The organism is Nonomuraea sp. NPDC050022, assembly GCF_044460705.1.
GTDB lineage: Bacteria > Actinomycetota > Actinomycetes > Streptosporangiales > Streptosporangiaceae > Nonomuraea.
Genome location: NZ_JBITKE010000031.1, coordinates 1 through 21,385 on the forward strand (window position 1 = coordinate 1; position 21,385 = coordinate 21,385).

18 protein-coding genes are annotated in these 21,385 nt (G+C 70.1%); 7 read left to right on the forward strand and 11 right to left on the reverse strand.

What is annotated here, in order from left to right; genetic code table 11:
- Window positions 1–562 precede the first annotated feature (562 nt).
- Genes ACIBO2_RS58680 through ACIBO2_RS58690 form a run of 3 tightly spaced genes read left to right on the forward strand, consistent with a single transcriptional unit; the run spans window position 563 to window position 3,235 of the window.
- Window positions 563–1,141 carry a helix-turn-helix domain-containing protein gene (locus ACIBO2_RS58680; RefSeq protein WP_358540922.1) on the forward strand — a complete coding sequence of 193 codons (579 nt, stop codon included), beginning with the start codon at window positions 563–565 and terminating at the stop codon, window positions 1,139–1,141.
- Complete coding sequence (locus ACIBO2_RS58685) at window positions 1,138–2,565, forward strand: MFS transporter (RefSeq protein WP_397305347.1); 1,428 nt, start codon at window positions 1,138–1,140, stop codon at window positions 2,563–2,565. The genes ACIBO2_RS58680 and ACIBO2_RS58685 overlap by 4 nt, the downstream gene beginning before the upstream one ends.
- A 55-nt stretch (window positions 2,566–2,620) precedes the next feature.
- Entirely contained in the window at window positions 2,621–3,235 is a 615-nt protein-coding gene (locus ACIBO2_RS58690) for an IMPACT family protein (protein WP_397305349.1), read from the forward strand.
- Between the two features lie 29 nt (window positions 3,236–3,264).
- On the opposite strand, the gene ACIBO2_RS58695 is transcribed toward ACIBO2_RS58690, so the two are convergent.
- A complete protein-coding gene (locus ACIBO2_RS58695) occupies window positions 3,265–4,509 on the reverse strand; it encodes an isochorismate synthase MenF (protein ID WP_397305350.1) in 1,245 nt (414 codons plus the stop codon).
- A 217-nt stretch (window positions 4,510–4,726) separates the two neighbouring features.
- Between ACIBO2_RS58695 and ACIBO2_RS58700 the strand changes: the two genes are divergently transcribed.
- Complete coding sequence (locus tag ACIBO2_RS58700; RefSeq protein WP_358540932.1) at window positions 4,727–5,563, forward strand: GDSL-type esterase/lipase family protein; 837 nt, start codon at window positions 4,727–4,729, stop codon at window positions 5,561–5,563.
- A 43-nt stretch (window positions 5,564–5,606) separates the two neighbouring features.
- Here the strand turns inward: ACIBO2_RS58700 and ACIBO2_RS58705 are convergent, their stop codons facing one another.
- A complete protein-coding gene (locus ACIBO2_RS58705; RefSeq protein WP_358540935.1) occupies window positions 5,607–6,320 on the reverse strand; it encodes an HNH endonuclease family protein in 714 nt (237 codons plus the stop codon).
- A 203-nt stretch (window positions 6,321–6,523) separates the two neighbouring features.
- On the opposite strand from ACIBO2_RS58705, the gene ACIBO2_RS58710 reads away from it, so the two are divergent.
- Window positions 6,524–7,429 (forward strand): trypsin-like peptidase domain-containing protein, encoded by a 906-nt coding sequence (locus ACIBO2_RS58710; RefSeq protein WP_358540938.1) that lies wholly within the window; start codon window positions 6,524–6,526, stop codon window positions 7,427–7,429.
- 24 nt (window positions 7,430–7,453) lie between these two features.
- On the opposite strand, the gene ACIBO2_RS58715 is transcribed toward ACIBO2_RS58710, so the two are convergent.
- The 5 genes from ACIBO2_RS58715 to ACIBO2_RS58735 all read right to left on the reverse strand — a co-directional run bounded on the left by ACIBO2_RS58715 (window position 7,454) and on the right by ACIBO2_RS58735 (window position 15,756).
- The gene (locus ACIBO2_RS58715) at window positions 7,454–8,836 is read right to left on the reverse strand and encodes a glycosyltransferase family 4 protein (protein WP_397305351.1); all 1,383 of its coding nucleotides are present in this window, start codon (window positions 8,834–8,836) and stop codon (window positions 7,454–7,456) included.
- 156 nt (window positions 8,837–8,992) lie between these two features.
- Window positions 8,993–12,103 (reverse strand): S41 family peptidase, encoded by a 3,111-nt coding sequence (locus ACIBO2_RS58720; protein ID WP_397305352.1) that lies wholly within the window; start codon window positions 12,101–12,103, stop codon window positions 8,993–8,995.
- 60 nt (window positions 12,104–12,163) lie between these two features.
- Window positions 12,164–12,292: a hypothetical protein gene (locus ACIBO2_RS58725; protein ID WP_358540947.1), complete on the reverse strand. Its 129-nt coding sequence runs from the start codon at window positions 12,290–12,292 to the stop codon at window positions 12,164–12,166.
- A 113-nt stretch (window positions 12,293–12,405) separates the two neighbouring features.
- On the reverse strand, window positions 12,406–14,364 hold the full coding sequence (locus tag ACIBO2_RS58730; protein ID WP_397305354.1) for a GTP-binding protein: 1,959 nt from the start codon (window positions 14,362–14,364) through the stop codon (window positions 12,406–12,408).
- A gap of 315 nt (window positions 14,365–14,679) precedes the next feature.
- Complete coding sequence (locus ACIBO2_RS58735) at window positions 14,680–15,756, reverse strand: Rv2578c family radical SAM protein (protein WP_358540951.1); 1,077 nt, start codon at window positions 15,754–15,756, stop codon at window positions 14,680–14,682.
- A 133-nt stretch (window positions 15,757–15,889) separates the two neighbouring features.
- Between ACIBO2_RS58735 and ACIBO2_RS58740 the strand changes: the two genes are divergently transcribed.
- Window positions 15,890–16,171 (forward strand): DUF3040 domain-containing protein, encoded by a 282-nt coding sequence (locus ACIBO2_RS58740; RefSeq protein WP_397305355.1) that lies wholly within the window; start codon window positions 15,890–15,892, stop codon window positions 16,169–16,171.
- Between the two features lie 290 nt (window positions 16,172–16,461).
- Window positions 16,462–17,157 carry a PadR family transcriptional regulator gene (locus ACIBO2_RS58745; RefSeq protein ID WP_358540957.1) on the forward strand — a complete coding sequence of 232 codons (696 nt, stop codon included), beginning with the start codon at window positions 16,462–16,464 and terminating at the stop codon, window positions 17,155–17,157.
- Between the two features lie 111 nt (window positions 17,158–17,268).
- Here the strand turns inward: ACIBO2_RS58745 and ACIBO2_RS58750 are convergent, their stop codons facing one another.
- The 4 genes from ACIBO2_RS58750 to ACIBO2_RS58765 all read right to left on the reverse strand — a co-directional run bounded on the left by ACIBO2_RS58750 (window position 17,269) and on the right by ACIBO2_RS58765 (window position 21,278).
- On the reverse strand, window positions 17,269–18,846 hold the full coding sequence (locus ACIBO2_RS58750; RefSeq protein ID WP_358540959.1) for a penicillin-binding transpeptidase domain-containing protein: 1,578 nt from the start codon (window positions 18,844–18,846) through the stop codon (window positions 17,269–17,271).
- 73 nt (window positions 18,847–18,919) lie between these two features.
- Window positions 18,920–19,579 carry a lysophospholipid acyltransferase family protein gene (locus ACIBO2_RS58755; RefSeq protein ID WP_357951870.1) on the reverse strand — a complete coding sequence of 220 codons (660 nt, stop codon included), beginning with the start codon at window positions 19,577–19,579 and terminating at the stop codon, window positions 18,920–18,922.
- A 248-nt stretch (window positions 19,580–19,827) separates the two neighbouring features.
- A complete protein-coding gene (locus ACIBO2_RS58760) occupies window positions 19,828–20,424 on the reverse strand; it encodes an NUDIX hydrolase (RefSeq protein ID WP_397305356.1) in 597 nt (198 codons plus the stop codon).
- 110 nt (window positions 20,425–20,534) lie between these two features.
- Window positions 20,535–21,278, reverse strand: a complete 744-nt coding sequence (locus tag ACIBO2_RS58765; protein ID WP_358540964.1) for a siderophore-interacting protein — start codon at window positions 21,276–21,278, stop codon at window positions 20,535–20,537.
- Window positions 21,279–21,385: the final 107 nt, after the last annotated feature.

Consider the following 21,385-nt stretch of genomic DNA (forward strand, 5'->3'; position numbering starts at 1 on the left):
ATCGCGGCCCGCAACATCGCCACACGCGGCATAGCGGGCTGGGCTGCCATCAACCAGCCACACGCTACCGGCCTCCCTTCCGCCAGACGGGACCGCGAGAGCAAACCACCAGATTCAGCCAGTGGTAGTTGATGTACTTGGTGTTGTCGACGCACGCTTGGTAGGTGCCGTTCTGTCCGGAGTCGAGCATCACCTTGACGGCCAGGCGCCTGCCGCTCTGGGTGCTGGCGAGGAAGACCTGCCCTGCCCCATGCCGCCGGCTCCCAGCCGCGCCACCAGGCGATAACCGCCGATCTCGGGAGGGTCTTCAGGGGCGAGGGGTGTGAAGGGGGGATTCACAATCGCACTTTACCGCGCCAGTAAATCTACAATGTAAAGGCCAGCGCCGTTCGCCGATACCGCGCGAAAGACGGCCGGCGTGTGACCCCGGCCGGCGTGACCTGGCGCTCGGCCACGCGCCGGCCGCACTCGCGAGCGGCGTCGACGATGGAGCGCAGTGATTGCCAACATCTCTTCGCGAAGAACTCTTTGCGAAGAGATGTTGGCAATCTAGGGTGGGGGCATGACCTCAGTCGTAGTTCTCGATGCCAAGGGTCTGCGGGCCCTCGCTCACCCGGTGCGGGTGGAGTTGGTCCAGTTGCTGCGCAAGTACGGTCCTTCGACGGCCACCCGGCTGGCCGAGCGCCTCGGCGTCAACTCCGGTACGGCCAGCTACCACCTGCGCAGGCTGGCGGCAGCGGGCTTCGTCGAGGAGGACACCGAACGCGGGAACGCGCGGGAGCGGTGGTGGCGCGCGGTGCACGAGGTGACCCGGCTGACCTCCAGCGACGTGGCCAGGCAGGAGCCCGAGGCGCTGATGGCGTACCTGCGCTCCGTGGCCGCCGCGCACAGCCTGCTGACCCAGCGTGCGCTGAACGAACTGCAGACCATGCCCCGCCCCTGGTTCGACGCCTTCGACATCAGCCACTGGGCGCTCCGCCTCACGCCGGACGAGGCGGGGCGGATGCGCGAGGAGCTGCTGTCCGTGATCGACCGCTACCGGCGCGACGCGTCAGAGGAGATGGGCGAGGGTGCCGAACGCGTGTCCCTCGTCATGCACCTGCTACCGGAGCCGGACGGATCGGAGCCGGATCCGGCATGACTCCTCCTGCGACCGGACGGTCCTTACGCCCGCTGGCCGGTGTCCTGGCCGCCATGGCGATGTCGCTGACCGGAACCCGGGTCTCGGCCATCGCGCTGCCGTGGTTCGTGCTCGTCACGACCGGCAGCGCCGCCATGACCGGGCTCGTGGCCTTCTGCGAGATGGCGCCGTACGTCCTGGTCAAGCTGCTCGCGGGGCCGCTGGTCGATCACCTGGGCCCGCGCCGGGTCTCGTGGGTCGGCGACGTGGTGAGCGCCGCCGGAGCCGGGGCCGTGGCTCTGCTGCACGCGCTCGATCTGCTGGCCTTCCCGGCGTTGCTCGGGCTGGTGGCGCTGATCGGCGCGGCTCGCGGGCCCGGCGACCTGGCCAAGGAGGTCATGGTGCCGGAGGCGGCCGAACGTGGCCGGATACCGCTGGAGCGGGCCGCCGCACTGTCGGGTGTGACCGAACGGCTGGCCGCCACCTTGGGTCCGGCGATGGGCGGGGCACTGGTGGCGCTGGCCGGACCGCTGGTGGGGCTGGCGCTCAGCGGGGCCTGCTTCGCGCTCGGGTTCGTCGTCATCGTGTGGACGCTGCCACGCGCCCAGCCATCGGAGGCGGTCGCCCAGCCGGAAGACGATCAGGGCGGCTCGCTCTACGCCCAGACGAAAGACAATCAGGGCGCCGCTCCAGTGCCGGAGGCCGGCGGGCCGATCCCCGCACGGGAGCCTGGCGAGGGCCCGGTCCGTGATTCGGCGGCCGGTGAGGGGGAGCGGGCGACGGGCTACTGGCGGCGGTTCGCCGAGGGGGTCGCCTTTCTTCGCGCCGAGCCGATACTGCTGGCCCTCACCCTCATGGTCGCCGTGACGAATCTGCTGGACGCCGCGTTCGCCCAGGTACTCGTGCCGGTGTGGGCCCGGGAGTCCGGCCACGGCCCCGCCGTGATCGGGCTGAACAGCGGCGTCATGGGGTTGGCGGCGGTCGGCGGGAGTCTGGTGGCCGCCGCGGTGGCACACCGGATGCGGCGCCGGGCGGTGTTCTTCGTGGCCTTCCTGGTGGCGGGGCCGCCGAGGTACCTGGTCCTGGCGATGGACGCGCCGGTGTGGGTGATGCTGGTCGTGTTCGCGGTGAGTGGGCTCGGCGGAGGGCTCATCAACCCGATCCTGGGCGCGATCTTGTTCGAGCGGGTGCCGCGCCGGCTGCTGGGGCGGGTCAACGCGCTGGGAGACTCGCTGGCCTGGGCCGGGATTCCGCTGGGCGGGCTCATGGCCGGCGCGGCGGTGGCCGCCGCCGGACTGTCGCCGGTGCTGGTCGTGTGCGGGGCGGCCTACTTCCTCACCATCGGGCTGACCGGGTTGCGCCGTGAATGGCGGCAGATGGACCACTCTCGTGGCGTGGGCTCGCCCTCGGCACCAGCATCAGTGGAGAGCAGCCGCAGCCCATGACCATGCGGGGGATGCCAGCCCCGACGGCCTGCCCGGCGAGCACTAATCTGTGGACGTGTCCTCCTACCTCACTCTCAGCGCCGCCATCGAGCACGAGACGGAGGCCCGCCGCTCCCGCTTCGTCTGCGCGGTCGCCCCGGCGAGGACACTCGCGGAAGCCTCGGCCTTCATCGCCGAACGCCGCCACCTGCACCCGAGCGCCTCCCACAACTGCACGGCCTACGTGATCGGCGACGACCGGAAGGGCGACGACGACGGCGAACCAGGCGGCACTGCGGGCACCCCCATGCTCCAGGCCCTGACCGGCCGGGGCTTCAACGACGTGGTGGCGGTGGTGACCCGCTACTTCGGCGGCACCCTCCTGGGCGCCGGCGGCCTGGTCCGCGCCTACAGCTCCGCGGTGACGGAGACCCTGGACCAGGCGGTACCGATCCGCATGATCCCGGCGACGCTCATCGAGGTGACGGTGGCCCACGACCAGGCGGGCCGCATAGAGAGCGACCTACGGGCGTCGAGACACCCCATCAGGGAGGTGTCCTACGGCAGCAAGGTCGTCTTCACGGTGGCGGTGGCGGACGACGAGACAGCCGCCTTCACGGACTGGCTGGCCACCCTGACAGCGGGCAGGGCTCAGGTGACACCGGGCAACAGAATCCACGTAGCCGGCTAAGAACGACGCCGTAACAGCAACCAGGAACGTCATCCCTCGAGGGCGTACTGCATGACGCGGAACTTCGCCTGCGCCTCGGCGAGTTCGGAGCTCGGGTCGGAGTCGCCCATGATGCCGGCGCCCGCGAACAGGCGCGCCCGGCGCCCCCGGACGATCCCCGAGCGCAGCGCGATCCCCCACTCCCCGTCCCCGTGCGCGTCGATCCACCCGACCGGACCCGCGTAGCCCGCGCGATCCATCCCCTCCAGCTCCCGGATCACCTTGATGGCGGTGTCGGTGGGCGTGCCGCCCACGGCCGCGGTCGGGTGCATGGCGGCGACCACGTCGAGCACCGACGCGCCGTCGGCCAGGCGCCCGGTGACGTGGCTGGCCAGGTGCTGGACGTTGGGCAGCATGAGCAGTTCAGGCTCGTCGGGCGTCTGCAGCGACGAGCACAGCGGGGCGAGCGTCTCGCGTACGGACGCGATCGCGCACTCGTGCTCGTGCCGGTCCTTGGCCGAGGCGAACAGCGCCGCGCCGCGCGCCAGGTCGTCGGCCGGACCGGTGCCGCGCGGCGTGGTGCCGGCCAGGACCAGCGACTCGATCTCCTTGCCGGTGCGCCGGATCAGCAGCTCGGGGGTGGCGCCGACCAGGCCGGCGACGGAGAAGGTGTAGCAGTCGGGATAGCGCTGCGCGAGGCGGTCGAGCAGAAGGCGTACGTCGATCGGCCGCTCGGCCGTGGCGATCAGGTCGCGGGCCAGGACGACCTTCTCCAGCTCGCCCTCGCGGATGCGCCGGGTGGCCTGGGCGACGACATGCTCCCATTCGGGGGCGGACAGGCTGCCGTCGCCGTAGCTGATGCGGCCCGGATCGCGTACGGGCGTGAGGGGTTCGAGGCGCGCGTCGCCGATGGTGGTGAGCCAGGCGCGGCCGCCGCGCCGGGCGAGCACCGCCTGCGGCACGACGAGGACGGAGCCGGCGGCGTTCTCGTCGAAGGTGAATGAGCCGAAGGCGACGGGCCCGACGCCGGGCATCCCGCCGGGACCGTCGAAATAGCCGTCCATGTGGACGTCGCCGAACAGGTCGGCGAGCCACCGGCTCGCCCAGGCGAACCGGTCGGGACCTGCGGGAACGGCCACCCGCGCGGCCTCACCCCAGCCGACGAGTCCTTCGCCGTGCCGGATCCAGGCATAGGGGGCGGCGGTCCGGGGCAGGGAGGCCAGCAGGTCACCGGGGTCACCTATGGGGGCGGTGCGAACCGGTAGCGGGCGGGTGGTTCCGAGCGCGACACTCACCCAGACACTCTATGCGGGAACTGAACACGTTCGACTGGGACCCCCGTGAATGACCGGTTACGGTCAATGAACCCAGATAAAGGGGGAACCCGCATGATATTCGGAGCATCCCCATCGGATCAGGACTGTCAAGCAGCGATATGAACACGGTCCCGAGATGGCAGATGTTGCCTTGACGACATAGTCGGCCTCCGCGCCCATCCCTACTTTGGGCCGCATGATCACTCGTCTCGCACCCCTCTTCGCCGCTGCCCTCGTTCTTCTCGGTTCCGGTACGGCACACGCGTCGTCCTCGGCGGAGCCCGTCCCGGAGGTCATGGCGGCGTTGGGAGACTCGGTCTCGGCGGGGTTCAACGCGTGCGGCTGGTACGTCTCGTGCACCTCCCGCTCCTGGTCGGCGGGGGACAACGCCGAGGTGACCAGCCATTACCTGCGGCTGGCCGGGCTGAGCCGGACGATCATGGGGCACAACCGCAACTTCGCGGTGCCCGGGTCGACGAGCGCGGACCTGATGGGTCAGGTGAAGCAGGCGATCACCGCCAAGGCGACATACGTCACAATCCTCATCGGCGCCCAGGACGCCTGCAAGCCGGCGGAGAAGGACATGACGCCCGTGCGGGTCTACCGGCAGCGGCTCGACGCGGCTCTGGCGGAGTTGCGGGCCGGGGTGCCGGGGGTCAGGGTGTTCTTCGCCAGCATTCCCGACCTGCGCCGGTTGTGGCAGGTCGGCAAGAGCAACGCGCTGGCGCGCACGTTCTGGACGCTCGGCCGGATCTGCCCCACGATGCTGGCCTCCCCTTCGTCGGCCAAGCCCGCGGACGTGGCGCGGCGGGCCAGGGTGCGGGCGCGCGTGATGGCCTACAACCACGAGGCCGCCGAGGCGTGCGCGACGCTGGGAACCGCGTGCCGTACGGACGGGGGCGCGGTGTTCGCCTACCCGTTCACGCTCGACCACATCAGCAAGTGGGACTACTTCCACCCCAACGCCCAGGGGCAGCGGGCCCTGGCCCAGCTGACGTTCAAGAACGGCTTCGAGTGGATCGACGTGCTCTGAGCGGTGCTGGTCATCTGAGCGGTGCTGGTCTTCTGAGCGGCGGTCAGCGGCACTGGGCGAGCATGGCGTTCTTGTCCGCGCGGGTGACGGGCAGGTCGTACTTGAGCGCGACCTGGGCGAAGCGGGTGACATAGGCGCAGCGGATACGGTGTTGCGGCGGCAGCCAGCCAGCCGGCCCCGAGGCGTCCTTCTGCTCGTTGGCGGCGCCGTAGACGGGCAGCAGGTTGAGCGGGTCGTTGGCGAAGTCCACGCGCTTGGACATCGACCAGCGCGGCGTGCCCATCCGCCAGCCATAGGCGAGCGGGATGACGTGGTCGACCTGGATCTCGTCGGCGTGGGCCTTGCGCCAGTCGATGGTCCGGCCGGTGTAGGGGTCGGTCAGGACGAGGGAGACGACCTCGCAGCGGGAGCCCTGGCGATATTTGACGTCATGGCCGTCGCGGGCGAGCAGGTCGTCGCGGGTACGGCAGCCGTTGCGGGCGTACGGGACGCCGGTGGCGGTGTCGGCCCAGTTGTCGCCGTACCTGGTCCGCTCGTAGCCGGTCTTGGGGCCGCGGCCCTTGACCCGGAGCCGCTTGATGAGGGAGCGGGCGCTGGCCCGGTCGGCGTCGGTGGCGATGGGGGCGAGTCCTGGGCGGGTTCCGCTGGTGTTGGTGAGGGGGCTGGCCGCGGTGGCCGGGCTGGTCTTGGTGCTGCCGACGAGGGAGACGACCAGGACGCCCCCCGCCAGAAGGGCGACCGTTTCCTTTGTGCTCAAGTACGCCTCCGGGGATTCTTGGGCACAGGTTCTCTAGAGATCAATTCCCGACATTGTGGTGTTTGACACAGTGAGAGGTTTGAGGCGGCAGAGAGAGGGGTGTGTGGCGCGCGGTCCTGTTGATCCGGATGTGGATCTTCATGGGTGGTGGCCGTTCTCTCAGTTGCAGAGTAATGATGTAAGCAACTGAGAAGGGTGTCGTCATGGATGATTACTCCCGCGTCGTCTCCTCGGTGGCGGCCGAGCTGCTGCCGAGGGTGGCCAGTGTTCGGGCGGACCGGGGCAGCGGGTCGGCGGTGGTCTTCACGGCCGACGGGTTCCTGCTGACGAACGCGCACGTGGTGGGCTCGTCGAGGGCGGGCACGGTGGCGTTCGCCGACGGGTCGTCGGGTGAGTTCCTGGTGGTGGGACGCGACCCGCTGTCGGATCTGGCGGTGATCAGGGCGCAGCAGCCCACGCCCGAGCCCGCCGTCCTGGGCGACAGCGACGAGCTGGTGGTGGGACAGCTCGTGGTGGCGGTGGGCAGCCCGCTGGGGCTGGCCGGTTCGGTGACGGCCGGCGTGGTGTCGGGACTGGGACGGTCGTTACCGGCCCGGAGCGGTCAGGCCGTACGCCTCATCGAGGATGTGATCCAGACCGACGCGGCCCTGAACCCCGGCAACTCGGGAGGAGCGCTGGCCGACTCGCGGGCGCGGGTGGTCGGCGTCAACACGGCCGTGGCCGGCGTCGGGGTGGGGCTGGCCGTGCCGGTCAACAGCACGACGCGGGCGATCATCGCCACGCTGATCAAGGACGGCCGGGTACGACGGGCCTACCTCGGGCTGGTGACCTCGCCGGCGCCGCTGAGCGAGCCGCTGCGGCGGCGGACCGGCCAGGACAGCGCGCTGCGGGTGGTGGAGGTGATGCCCGGATCGCCCGCAGACCGGGCCGGCCTGCGGGCGGGGGATCTGGTGCTGAGCGCGGACCGCCATCCGGTGGGCGACGCGCAGAGTTTGCAGCGGCTGATGTTCGCCGAGGCGATCGGGCGGCCCCTGCCGATCACGGTCCACCGCAACGGGGCGCTGGTGGACGTCATCGCGGAGCCGGTCGAGCTGACGAGCCGCGCTTAGTCGGCCGTCAGACTTAGTCGGCCGTCAGGAGGACCACGGAGTCTGCGCGGGCTCGGTCGGCGCCGGTGCGGATTCCGTGGGTGCCGGTGCCGGTGCCGGTGCCGGTTCGGCTGACGGCGATGCTGACGCCGGTTCCGCGGGCGGTGTCGGCTTGACGTAGGTGCCGTTGCGGCGGGCCAGGAGCTCCTCGAACAGGGCGTCCCACTGGGCGCCGATGACGTCCACGTCGTACGAGCGCGCCGTTTCCAGCGCCCCGGCCGCCAGGCGGCGGCGCAGCTCCTCGTCCTCGATGACGCGCAGGAGCGAGGTGGCGAGGTTGGCGTTGGTACGCGGCTTGACCAGCAGCCCGTCGACCTCGTCGGTGATCATTTCCTTCGGCCCGTGCGGGCTGTTGAAGCTGACGATGGCCAGCCCCTTGGCCATGGCCTCCAGGATGGTCATCGGGAAGCCCTCGTGGCGTGAGCTGAGCACGAAGACGGACGCCTTCTCCAGCTCGGCGCCGACGTCGGAGGTGGCGCCGGGCAGCTCGATCTGGCCTTCGAGACCCGCGTCGATCACCTGCTGGCGCAGGTTGTCCTCCTGGGGGCCGGCGCCGTAGATGCGCAGCTTCCAGTCGGGGTGGGTCTTGGCGACCTCCTCCCAGGCGACGATGAGCCGGTGGAAGCCCTTGAGGCGGGTCAGCCGGCCGACGGCGATGACGACCTTGGAGTCGAGCTTGGCCACGTCGCCGGTCATCGGCGGCACGGCGTTGGGGATGCGGATCAGCCGCTTCGGCTTCTTGGGCAGGGCGGCGCGGTAGTCGCGCAGGTCGGCCTTGGTGAGGGTGGCCAGCGCGTCGAAGCGGCGGTAGCGCCACTTGATCAGCTCCTGCACCGCCTCCGGCTGGGTGCGCAGCGCGACGTGCTCCTGGCCGATGGTGATGACGCTCGGCAGCGCTAACTGGGCCATCGCCAGGTTGAGGCCGGGCCTGGTGGAGATGAGGATCCCGGTGTCGAGCGAGCGGATGTAGCGGGCCAGCTTCAGGTCGGTCCACAGGTTGAAGCGGTGGAACGCCGACTCCTCCGGTGGGATGAGCTTGCTCGGCCGCTTCGACAGCATCGCGCGTACCGGATCCGGGCCGGGGTTCAGCCGGTCGTCCAGGAAGCGGAACTTGACCCGCGGGTCGATCGGGAAGAAGGGCTCCTCGGCCTCCTTCAGGATGCTGACGATCTCCACGTCGTGGTTCTCGGCCAGATAACTGGCGAGGTTGAAGACGGTCCTGATCGTGCCGCCCATGCCGTACGCGTGCAGGATCAGGATTCTGACCTTGTCCGTGGACGGCGGCGGCGCCTTGCGCACCTTGCGGCGGTTGTAGCCCTTGTACAGCCGGACCATCGCCGACTTGCCCTTGCGTGCCAGTGCGCGCACCTGAGAAGTCCCCCTTGAACCGAGAGTGTCACTACACAAGTGGCCAGTGGCGATCTGTGCGAATTCGCCACCGGCTTATTGTCCCGCTTCGGTGGAGTGTCCTGTCCATCCCCGAGGACTAACCCCACGCATGATCTATAGACGTTGCAAATCCTCTTAAGGTTGCATCCGTGGCCGATGTGTTGGATCCGGGGTGTGCGGGGGGTGTTCGGCCAGCAGCCCGAGTATCACGTCGATGGCCTTCTCGAGCTGGGTGTCCGTGCCCGCCGCGTAGTCCTGCGGGGTGATGTCGAGCTCGATGTCCGGGTCGGTGCCGTAGTTCTCGACCTGCCAGCCGACGTCGTCGAAGGCGAAGGAGAACTCTGGCTGTGTGGTGACAGTGCCGTCGGCCAGCCGGTGCCGCGGCCAGATGCCGATGACCCCGCCCCAGGTTCGCTTGCCGACCAGCGGGCCGAGGCCCCGCAGTTTGAAGGTGTGGCTGAAGATGTCGCCGTCGGAGCCGGCCCATTCGTTGGTGATGGCGACCAGCGGGCCGCGCGTCGACTCCGGCGGGTAGGGCTCGGGATCGCCCCAGCGGGGATAGTCGTAGCCGAGACGGCGACGGGCCAGCTTCTCCAGCAGCAGCGCCGAGACGTTGCCGCCGCCGTTGAAGCGGACGTCGACGATGAGGGCCTCACGGTCGTGCTCGGCCAGGAAGCCGCGGTGGAACTCGGCGAACCCGTCGGTGCCCATATCGGGAATGTGTAGGTATCCGACGCGGCCGTCCGAGCGCTGATGACAGCGGGCGCGGTTGAGGTTGACCCAGTCGCGGTAGCGGGCGGGCCCCTCGTCGGCGATGGCGCGGACGACGGCGGTGAAGACGCGCTCGTCGCGGCGCAGGGTGAGTTCGACCTCCTCGTCGGCCTGGTTGACCAGGCGTTCGTTGGGGGTGGCGGTCTCGCCGATGGGGGCGCCGTTGATGGCCAGGACCGCGTCGCCCGGCCGTATGTCCAGGCCGATCCGGTTGAGCGGCGAGGTGGCCTCGGGGTTCCACGCGTCGCCGGTGACGATGGCGCCGATGTGGTAGACGCCGTCGCGATAGTCCCAGTCGACGCCGAGTTTGCCCTGCGTGTAGTCCGGGCCCGGCCGGTACTCGCCGCCGCTTTCGTAGGCGTGGCTGGTGGCCAGCTCCCCGTGGAGCTCCCACAGCAGGTCGGAGAACTCGCCGCGGGTGCTGACGCGTTCGACGAGCGGCAGGTAGCGCTCGTAGACGGCGTGCCAGTCGACGCCGGCCATGTCCTCGGTCCAGAAGTTCTCGAGCTGCAGGCGCCACGCCTCACGGAACATCTGCCGCCATTCCGCCGCCGGGCAGACCGACACCTTGATCCGGGACAGGTCGATCCACCCGGTTTCGCGGCCCGGAGTGTCGCCGTCGTCGTCGGGCGTCTCGGTGGCCTTCAGCACGCGCAGCCGGTCGCCCGCCCGGTACAGGAGCGTTTTGTGATCGCGGCCCAGCTCGAAGTCGCTGACGCCGTGGGCGAAGGTCTCGCGCTCACCCTTGGTGAAGTCGTACAGGTCCAGGATGCTCTCACCCTGCAGCGGGCTGCTGAGAATGAGCGCCTTGCCCGGCAGCCCGGCGACGCGCTCGTAGCGGCCTTCCGGCAGGGGGAACGGGGTGACGCGGCGGGCCAGGCCGTCGAGGTCGACGCGCAGCGGCTCAGGCTCGCCCTCCTCCTCTTCCTCCTCATCGTCCTTCGCTCCCAGAGGGCGGGGGGTCGGGACGAACGGGTCGGGGACGTCCCGTCGCAGCGCGATGGCGTAGGGGCGGGTGCCGAGGGGGAAGCCGAGGTCGAACTGGAGCTGGTCGTAGACGGGGGAGAAGACCCGCTGGCCGATGAAGTAGAGATAGCGGCCGCGCGGGTCGAAGGCGGGGCGGGAGTCTTCGAGCAGGGGCTCGGTGGCGGCGACGGTCTGGCCGGTCGCTGGGTGGTGCAGCATGATCGCGGCGGTGTGGGCGTTCAGCGGGGTGGCGTACGCGAGCCAATGGCCGTCGTGCGACCAGGCGGGGTCCGCCGGCGGGCCGTGCGGGTTGGCCTCGACGAGTACGGCCCGCCCGGTGGCCAGATCGACGAGGTGCAGCTCGTGGCGGTGATTGGTCACGGCGACGCGGTCGTGGGCGGGATCGGGCACCAGCGCGGTGATCCGCCCGAGCCGGGCGATCTCCGGGGCCGCCGGGTCGCCGAGGATGACCAGCCGTTCCTCGTCACCGTCGTCGCTGGCGGCGGCGATGAGGCGGCGGCCGTCGTTGAGGAAGGTCAGGAAGCGGTAGCGGACGCCGTCGGGCTCGCCGTGCTGCCGGACCGGCCCTTCCCAACCGGCCATGGTGTACGCCTTGCCGCGCGCGGTGACGGCCAGGGCGCTGCCGTCGGGAGTGAGCGTGGCGCTTTCGAGGTAGTCGTCGGCCTCCACGAACCGGCGGTTGCGCTGGGTCCTGGAGCTGGCCAGCCGTACGTCGATCCGCTGGGGCGCGTCCTCGGGATCGAGCAGGTAGAGGTCGGCGCCCGCGTGGTAGACGAGGCGGTGGCCGTCCCCGGACAGATTGCGCGCGTAGTAGTCGTCGTGGTGGGTGTGCTTGCGCAGGTCGTCGCCGTCCGGAGTGCAGGAGTAGACGTTGCCGACGCCCTCGTGGTCGGACAGGAAGCAGACGCGGTCACCGCTCCAGCAGGGCGAGGCCAGATTGCCGGGCAGGCGGATGAGCCGGCGGAAGCGGCCTTCGCCGTCGGGGTCGATCCACAGGTCGCCGACGGTGCCGCCGCGGTACCTCTTCCAGCGCGCGGGATCGGCGGTGTTGCGGCCCAGGACGATCATGCCGCGGGGGCCGTGGGCGATGGAGTTCGCCGGCCCGTACGGCAGGCGGTGCGGCACGCCGCCCGGCGCGACCCGGTGCAGCCACTTGCGGCCCTCGAACGGCTGGCACTCGTCGCTGGCGTACAGGATGCGGCCCTCGGGGTCCCAGCCGGTCACGGTGCAGCGGGCTCCGTGATAGGTGACCCGCCGGGCCGCGCCCCCGTCGGCCGGCATGACGTACACCTCTTCCGGGCCCTCCTCTCGCCCGACGAAGGCGAGCTGGTCGCCGCGCGGCGAGATGCGCGGGTAACCGGCTTCGGCGAGCCCGGCGGTCAGACGGAAGGCGCGCCCCCCGAGGGCGGAGACCATCCACAGGTCGTCCTCGGCCGCGAAAACGACCACATCCTGGAAGATAGCGGGGAAGCGCAGGTAGGCGGACATGTGTGCTCCGTGATCAGGCAGCCGGGACTCCGGCCGCGGCTGCCTGATCCTTTCACCGCGTCAAGCCACGTCCGGCTTCCTGGGCTCCTTCTTGGCGTCCTTGACGTCCTTGTCCTGGCGGGCGGGCTTGATCGTCTGTTTCTTGGTCTTGCCGGACTTGGCGGCCGGCTTCTTGTTCGTCTGAGCCATTGGTTCCCCCTGAACGGATGATGTGGGATAAGTACATCAACCGCCTTAGTACCCATTTCCGGCAGAAAACCGACATGTGAAGTAACTGTCGGCGGACGAATGGTGACATATCGTTACCTACGGGCGGGACGATCACCGAAGGGCCGCGACCACCACACGCCCTCGCCATGCGACAGGCCGGGCAGCGCCAGCTCGAACTCACGCACCGCCACGGCCGGGATATCACCGCTGACCAGCCACACCGCCTCCCGCCGCACGGCATCGGCCACCACGGCGCCCAGCGCCGCCAGCCGTACGGTCGCCGCGCTCAGCGACTCCGGCGGCACCTCCAGCTCGAAGCGGTGGCACGGCTCGTACACCCGGGTGCCCGCCTGACGCAGCGCCCGCCGCAGCACGTTCGTCGTCCGCCCCCGGAAGTCGGCCGCCGTGGTGATCGGGCTGTCATAACCGGTTCTGGTCAGCGTGACCAGGAGGTCGGTGACCGGCCAGCCGTGCGGGCCCTCGGACAGCGTGTCGCGTACGGTGTCCTCGATCGCCCGGTGGAAGGCCAGCGGCAGCGACCCCAGATCCACACCCAGCCGATATCCGACACCGGACCCGATGGCGGCCGGCTCCACCCGCAGGCCGACGGTGGCGACGAAGTCGTTGCGGCCGTGGCGGGCGATCTCCTCGACGATCTCCGCCCGGCGCGCGGGCCGTTCGAGATAGACGGGCCGGGTCGGCTCGAACACCGCCTCCACCCCGAACTCCCCGGCCAGCGTCTCGGCGATGACCTCCTTCTGCACCTCCCCGTAGAGCAGTACCGACGTCTGGCCGCCGGGCAGGGCGCGGGTGCCGATCAGCGGGTCCTGCTCGGCCAGGGCGGCGAGCGCGGCATGCAGCCGGCCCTCCTGTCCGGGAACCCGCGGCCTGACCACCGTCTCCAGACTGGGCGCCGGGAAGTGCCCGCCCTTGGGCGCGTCCTCTGGTGTGGTGCCGAGGTGGTCGCCGACCCGGACCTCGGGCACGCCCCACACCTTCGCGATGTCCCCGGCCACCGCCTGCGACTCCGCCGACCCGGCCACACGCACCGCGGTCGGCCGCCCACCGTACTCCTCCACCGTCCCGTCACGGCGGAGGCGATGGAAGGGCACCCGCTGCCGCGCCCGCAACACGCCGGACCGCATCCGCAGATAGGCGACCTTCTGTCCGGCGGCGCCCCGCTCGATCGCGAACACGGTCGCGTTGAGCGCCACACCCGACCCGGCCATGCCCGCTACGGCTGTGCTCGATCCGGGCGTGTCCGGCATGGCTGTGGCGGGTAGCAGCCGGAACCCGTCGAGCAGATCGCCGACACCCCGCCCGGTCATCGCCGACCCGAACAGCACCGGATGCAGCACCCCCTCGGCGCACTGCCGGGCCATCGCCGCCCACACCTGCCGGCCGTTCGGCACCCGTCCCTCGACGAGCGACTCCAGGATGCCGTCGTCATGCTCGGCCAGCATCTCGGCCACCTCACCGCCGACCGCCTCACCGCCAAGGAGGGAATCGCCGGAACCATCCGCCTCGTCCGGGCCGATGACGCGGCGCGTGCGGGCATCCCGACCGCCGATCTTCTCGACAGTGTTCAAGGCGACGGTGTACGGCGAGAGCCACCGCCGGATGTCGTCCAGCAGCTCCCGCTCCCGGGCCCCGGCCCGGTCGATCTTGTTGACGAAGATCAGCGTAGGCACCCGCAGCCTGCGCAGCGTCTTCATCAGCAGCCGCGAGTGCGGCTGAACCCCTTCGACGGCCGACAGCACCAGCACGGCGCCGTCGAGCACGCCGAGCGCGCGCTCGACCTCGGCCACGAAGTCGGCGTGGCCGGGTGTGTCGATGAGGTTGACCCGTATATCGCCCACGGTGAAGGAGGCGACGGCGGTGCGGATGGTGATGCCGCGGCGCCGCTCGATGGCCCCGCTGTCGGTCTGTGTGCTGCCGTCGTCGACGCTGCCCAGCCGGTCGATCGCGCCGGTCTGGAACAGCAGCCGCTCGGTCAGGCTGGTCTTACCCGCGTCTACATGCGCGAGGATGCCGATGTTGAGGATGTACATGCGTGGTCGAAGCCTCGAGAACTCTCGTGCCAATGGGGCGCTGGGAGACTCGAAGGCACCGCATTACATCTCCTGCTGGTCGGCGTCAGAAACGGCCTCATGATCTCACCCGCGTTGGCCGCGCTGCCAGCGATTTATTCGCGGCTCACTCGTCCGCCGGCCCGGACAGGCCGGAGAGGCCGCGCCGTCACGGGCCGGAGAGCCTGAGTTGGTCGCGCCTCACGGGCCGGAGAGATTGAGCCGGCCCGCCGCCGCAGGCCGGAGCGGCTGGCCCGCCGCGCCGTCACAGGCCATGGAGGGCGACCTGCCGCACCGTCACAGGCCGGGGAGGCTGAGTTGCCGCGCCGTCGGGGCGGGCCGGGCCTGTGGAGCGGGCTCGGGGTGGGCCGATGGCGCGAGCTCGGCGCGTGGCGGGAGGCGGCGAGCTGAAGCCGCGGTCGCTCGGCCGACACCGTGGCGTCGGGCCAGCTCCTTGACCTGGTCGGTGATCCGCTGCTGATAGGCCTGCGGAGCGTAGGCGCCCCGTCCGTACAGCTCCAGATAGCGCGGCACGAGCCGAGGATGCTCGCGCGACAGCCACCCCAGCCACCACTCGCGCGCCCCGGGCCGCAGGTGCAGGACGATGGGCGCGAGGTGCGTGGCGCCCGCCTGGGCGATCTCCTTGACCGTGCGTTCGAGCTGGTCGGGGGAGTCGGTGAGGTACGGCAGGATCGGCGCCATCAGCACACCGCAGGGGATGCCGTGGTCGTTGAGCGTGGCGCAGACCTCCAGCCGTCGGTGGGGGGCGGGGGTGCCTGGCTCGACGGAGCGCCACAGATCGGGGTCGACGAAGCCGACCGACACGCTGGCGCTCACCTGAGTGACCTCGGCGGCCTCAGTCAGCAGGTCGAGATCGCGCAGAATGAGCGTGCCCTTGGTGAGGATCGAGAACGGATTCGCGGCGTCGCGCAGGGCGGCCAGGACGCCCCTCATCAGCCGGTAACGGCCCTCGGCCCTCTGGTAACAGTCGACGTTCGTGCCCATGGCGATGGGGCCGCCGTGCCAGCGCGGCGCCGCCAGCTCCTTGCGGGCCAGCTCGGCGGCGTTGACCTTGACCACGATCTTCGAGTCGAAATCGGCGCCGGCGTCGAGGTCGAGATATTGGTGGGTCTTGCGCGCGAAGCAGTAGACGCAGCGGTGGCCGCAGCCCCGATAGGGATTGATGGTGTGCTCGAACGGGACCCGGCTGGCCGCCGGCACCCGGTTGATGATCGAGCGGGCTTGGATCTCGTAGAAGGTCATCCCCTTGAACTCGGGAGTGTCGAACGTGCGGGTGACCGCGCCGCGGGCGAACAGCGGCACGGCCGGATCGTCCCGGCCGGAGTCGGCCAGGCGCAGGTTGTCCCAGCGCATCCCATGATTAGAACAAAGGTTCGACGAAGATCGCAAATGAAAAGAGGTGGCAATTACCTGCTTGGGCGGGGGCTAATGATCTTCATGGTTGGGCAGAAACCCGGCACAGAGCTTGCGTTCCGGAGGTGCACCCATGGCCTGGTCGCAGGACGAGGAGCGGATGCTGGCGCAGATCGAGCAGCACCTCGTCGACGACGATCCGCGACTCGTGGCGAGGTTGGAGTCGTTCAACGAGCGGGCTCGTCGCAGCGAGGAGAAGGTCGACGGGCAGTCCGGCCGCCGGCGCAGGCCGCGCCGCTCGACGGTCATCATCCTGATCAGCTGGCTGCTGATCGCCACTCTGGTCGCCACGCTGCTGATCATGGTCCTGCAGCACGAGGCCGCGACGGCCCTGGCGCTGGCCGCCTCGCTCTAACGCATCTCCCGAAATATCCGGCGTTTTGTGACGCCCGTGCGCCGTGCGCCAGATGCCTCAGGCTGCGCGTCGTGCGCCGCGTCGTGCGCCGCGCGTGAGACGCCGTGCCCGAGACGCCAGACGCCGTGCCCGAGACGCCAGACGCCTGACGCAGTGCGTCGAATGCCAGACACGGAGTGCCGTACCCGCAGGCCGTGATCTCGGCCCACTGGAGACACAAGCCCTATTGCTCCAGGAATACTCGCATGCGTATAGTCGCCCACGAATATTCGTCTACGAGGATGGTGTGGGTGGCGCAACGACGCCGGGTGGCCAATCTGCTGGCCCTCGCCGTGCTCACGGTGGTCGCGGAACGGCCGATGCATCCGTACGAGATGGCATCCGTCCTGCGGGCCCGTGGTAAAGACCGCGAGACGCCCATCAAGTGGGGCTCCTTCTACACAGTGGTACGCAATCTGGAGAAGCATGGTTTGATCAAGGCCACCCAGAGCGCCCGGCAAGGGGGCCGGCCCGAGCGGACCGTCTACCGCATCACCGCCGACGGTCGCGAGGAGGCCGAGGACTGGACGCGCGAGCTCCTGGGGACTCCTGAGCGGGAGCCGACGGGGTTCGAGGCCGGGCTGTCGGTGATGGGCGGGCTCGACCCCGACGAGGTCACCGCACTGCTCCGGCGACGGCTCGCGTTGCTCCGCGACCGGATCGCCGTCCAGCGCGAGACCCTGGAGGTCGAGCGCGGCGAGATCCCGCGGCTGTTCCTCATCGAGTCCGAATACGCCCTGGCCATGAGCATGGCCGAGGAGGCGTGGACCGGGGCGCTGCTGGCGGAGCTGACGATCGGCACGTTCCCCGGCATCGACCAGTGGCGGGTCTACCACGAGAACACCCGTCCCGTGCCGGTCACGACGGGCCTCGCGACAAGGGGTCACGCGGACGAGACCGGCACCGCGGAAAGAGCCCGCCTGGACAGAGGCGGCCTGGCGGGTTGATCGGGTCAGAGGAATGTGACCCGATGCCCAGGAGGTCACAGAGGAACGTGATCCGATGCCCAAGCGGTCACAGAGGAATGTGACCGCCCGGGCAGAGGCGTGCTGATCGGGTCACAGATGGCGCAGGAAGGTGGCCGCCACCGGAGCCGCCACCTTGCCCCCGGTGCCGCCGCCCTCCACCACCACGGCGAAGGCCACGTCACCCTTGAACCCCATGAACCAGGCATGAGTCTGGAGCTTGTCGCCGGTGCCGTACTCCGCCGTGCCCGTCTTGCCGTTCGTGCCCGAGGGCAGCCCGGACGCCTTGGCGGTGCCCTTGGAGACGACGGCGGCCATCATGGCGTGCAGGTTCGTCTTGACGCCCTCGGGCAGCGGCTGTTCGGCCGCCTTCTGCTTCAGGTCGGGCACCAGTGTGGGCGGCCGCCAGGTGCCGTCGGCGATGGCCGCCGCGACCGAGGCCATCGACAGCGGGCTGGCCGTGATCCTGGCCTGCCCGAACGATTCGGCGGCCAGCTCGGCGTCCGACTCCGGCTTGGGGAAGCTCGCCTTGGTGGCCGACACCCCGATGTTCAGCGGCTGGTTGAATCCGACGTCCTCGGCCGCCTTGAGCAGCTTGTCGGCGCCCAGGCGCGTCTCGGCGAGCGGCGCGAACGTGGTGTTGCACGAGTGCGCGAAGGAATCGAGGAACGACAGCGACCCGAACTCCTCCTTCTCCGAGTTGCGGATCTTCAACCCGCCCACCGTCGCGTACATCGGGCAGGTCACCTTGTCCTCCGGCGACATCCCGGCCGCCAGCAGCCCGATCGCGGTGACGGCCTTGAACGTCGAGCCCGGCGGGTAGCGGCCGTCGAGCGCCCGGTTGAAGCCGCCCTGGTTGTTGACCACGGCCAGGATCTCGCCGGTGCTCGGCTTGATCGCGACCATCGAGGTGGGCTTCTTGACGTCCTTGACGGCGGCGACGGCGGCGGCCTGCGCGCGCGGGTCGAGTGTCGTCTTCACGTCCTCGCCGTCGCTGCCCTCGATCGTCTGCAGCGTCTTGTCGCCGACCTTGATCTCGGTCGCCGGGGTGCCGGCCAGCTGCTTCTGGAACGTCTCCTGCAGCCCGCCCCGGCCGACGGCCTGCCCGACCTGGTAGGCGGAGCCGAGCTTGGCCACGTCCTTCTTGGTCGCCTTGTCGAGGTAGCCGACGAGCTGCTGCACTGACCCGCCGGCCGACCCGTCGTCGATACGGCCGTCGTCGGCGTCGGTGATCTTCGCCCGGTCGGGCCAGCGCGTCTTGAGCGCGAACGCGGCGCCGGCGGTCAGCGACGGATGCAGGGTCTTGGGCGTCCAGTCGACCTTCCAGGCGCGATCGGCCACCTTCAGGTCGATCTGTCCCTCGTAGGTCCAGTCGCCGATGTTCTTCAGCTTCAAGGTCGTGGTGTACGGCACGCGGGCCCGGTCGTCGCCGGACTTGGTGACGGTGCCGAGCTTGACCGAGGTCGACTCGACCGCCAGGCCGGTGCGCATCTGGTCGTACGCCGTCAGTTGCTGCGGCGCGGCCAGTGTGGCGCTCATGGCCGCCTTGTCGCCCGACTGCCAGGCGGCGGCGAAGAGCCGCGCCGTCTCGGCGGGTGTGCCTCTCGTATGAAGCACGTAGTACGCGCCACCGGCAGCGGCCCCCGCCGCCAGCACGGTGACACAGGACACGATCGCGATGGTGCGGCCACGCGCCACTGGTCAGCCCCCAGGTCATCGACAGGTTGCAGAGCTTAGCGACAAATTAGGACATATTGCTGGCAGCTTTGAAGCTCGACGCATAGGTCGGCACGTATTCCTGGCCGGACAGCTCCCGGATCGCGGCCATGATCTCGTCGGTCACCCGGCGGCGGTCGCGGGCCTTGCTGTGGTCGCCCTCGAACCGCATCGGCGCGCCGATCGTGATGCCGATCCTGGCCGGGCGCGGCACCTTGGCGCCGACGGGCAGCACGCGTTCGGTGCCGCTGAGGGCCACCGGCAGCACGGGCGCACCCGTCTTGAGCGCCAGCCAGGCCACGCCGATCTTGCCGCGGTAGAGGCGGCCGTCGGGGGAGCGGGTGCCCTCGGGGTGGATTCCGAACAGCTCGCCGCGGTCCAGCAGGTCAGCGGCGGCGTCGAGCATCTCCTGCGCGGCGTGCGCGCTGTCGCGGTCGGTGGGCAGGCTGCCGCCCAGGCGCATGAACCAGCCGGAGACCGGGTTGCCGGAGAAGTATTCCTTCTTGGCGGCGAACGTCACGTGCCGCGGCAGCAGCGCGGGCAGCAGGTAGGAGTCGAGCACCGACAAGTGGTTGGCGGCGAGAATCGCCGGTCCCGTCCTCGGCACGTGCGCCGCGCCGGAGATGTGCGGGCGGCACATCGCATGGGCGATCGGCGTAGCGGCGAACTTGACCACTTCATATAGCAACGGGCTCTCCTGGATGATCGGCGGTCCGGCCACCCACCCTAGAGCAGGCGCCCCGGCCGGAACCGGGGCGCCTGAAAAGCCTAAGGCCGATGTGGCGGTCGCCTCCTCGGCGAGATGCACAACACGGCTCCAGCCGAACGGTATTCCGTGAAGGCGGTAATTTGCGGCCCGGGGGACACAGACCACATCGGCCATTCGATGCTAACGGACATCCGGCGGCACGTATTCCACCGGGCCAAAAGAAACGGTCAGGTTCTGGTCCAGTGTGGCTGTGCGACGTCGAAGACCCGCAGCTCACGGCCACGCAGAGCGACCTCCGCGAACTGCCACAAAATCGCCCCCGTCGGCGCGTGGACGACGATAGTGGGCCCCAGCGGCATCTGCAGCAGCCCGCCGCGCCAGCGCGGCACCCCCGGCGCCAGGAACCGCTCCAGCGGCACCGCGTGCACCGAGGCCACCTCGTGCGCGTCGGCGACCGGCCGCTGCTCCCCGCCGAAGGCCACCACCGGGGTGATGACGAACCCCGAATCGGTGACGAAGTCGTCGAGCAGCCCCACCACCTCGACACCGGTGACGGCCGTCTCCTCGGCCAGTTCCCGCAGCGCCGCCTCGACCGGCTGCTCGCCGTCGTCGAGCCGCCCGCCCGGCAGCGCCCACTGCCCGGGATTGCGCCCGCGCGGCGCCCGCCTGATGAGGATCGTGTACGGCAGGCCGGCGGGGTCCCTGAGCACGCACACCGTCACGGCGGCCCGGCGTACCCCCTCGGCCGGCGGCACCTCCCGGCGGTCGAAGGCGGTCAGGCGGGTGGTGACCAGCTCACGCAACTCGTCGATCGGAGGAAGCACCAGCACAGGATCTCACGCCCGCCATATACATCTATGTCGGTCGAGTCCGCGCTTGCCGGGCGTACAGAAGGTGTCAGTCGAGCCTGCGCTTGCCGGGCGTACAGAAGGTGTCAGTCGAGACCGCGCTTGCCTGGGGTCCAGAAGGGCTTCGTCCGGACGTCCCCGCGCTGCCAGCCCCGTTCGCGTACGAGATGCGCGCGGACGGCCTGGATCGTCCGGGCCTCCCCGGCGAGGTAGGCCACTCCGGGCTCGTCCGGCAGGTCGAGTTTCCTGACGGCCTCCACCAGCAACTCGGAGCTCGCGGCGGACGCTCCGTCGCGGCAGACCCGGGTGAGCTCGCGCGGCAGGTCCAGATGGTCGCCGGGCCCATCGGCCTCCACGGCCCCGAACACCGTCTCACCCAGCGGCAACGCGCGCAGCATCGCGCCGAACGCGACCGACGCCGTCTCCTCCCCGGCGAACAGATGGTAGGGCGCGGGGCGTACCACGAGGCTGCCCTCCGGCTTGGTGAAGGCGATCTCCTGGCCGGGCCGGGCATTCCTGATCCAGGTCGTGCCCGGTCCGTCGCCGCCGTGGTCGAAGCCGATCAGCTCGATGGTCTGCCAGCTGGGGTCGTGGTGCCAGATCGAGTACGTCCGCAGCGCGTCGGTGATCTCGCCCCGTAACCACGTACGGGCCGCGAAGATGTCGTTGACCGCCAGCCGGACGTGCTGTCCCGGGATCCACTTCAGCCCGCTCAGGGCCTCGCCGCCGATCCTGACCTTCCGCATGCGCGGCGTCACCTGCTCGGTCTCCAGCACCTCCCCGACGACGAACAGCCGGTCGCGCAGAGCGCGGGTGATGGTCGTCTTCATTTTCATCTGAATGGTGGCGCGGAGACCTGGTCCTTCAGGGCCGGGAGGAAGCGCCACCCCTCCTCTCGAAAACAGTATGGAAAGACTCCGTTACGTTCGGTAATGTG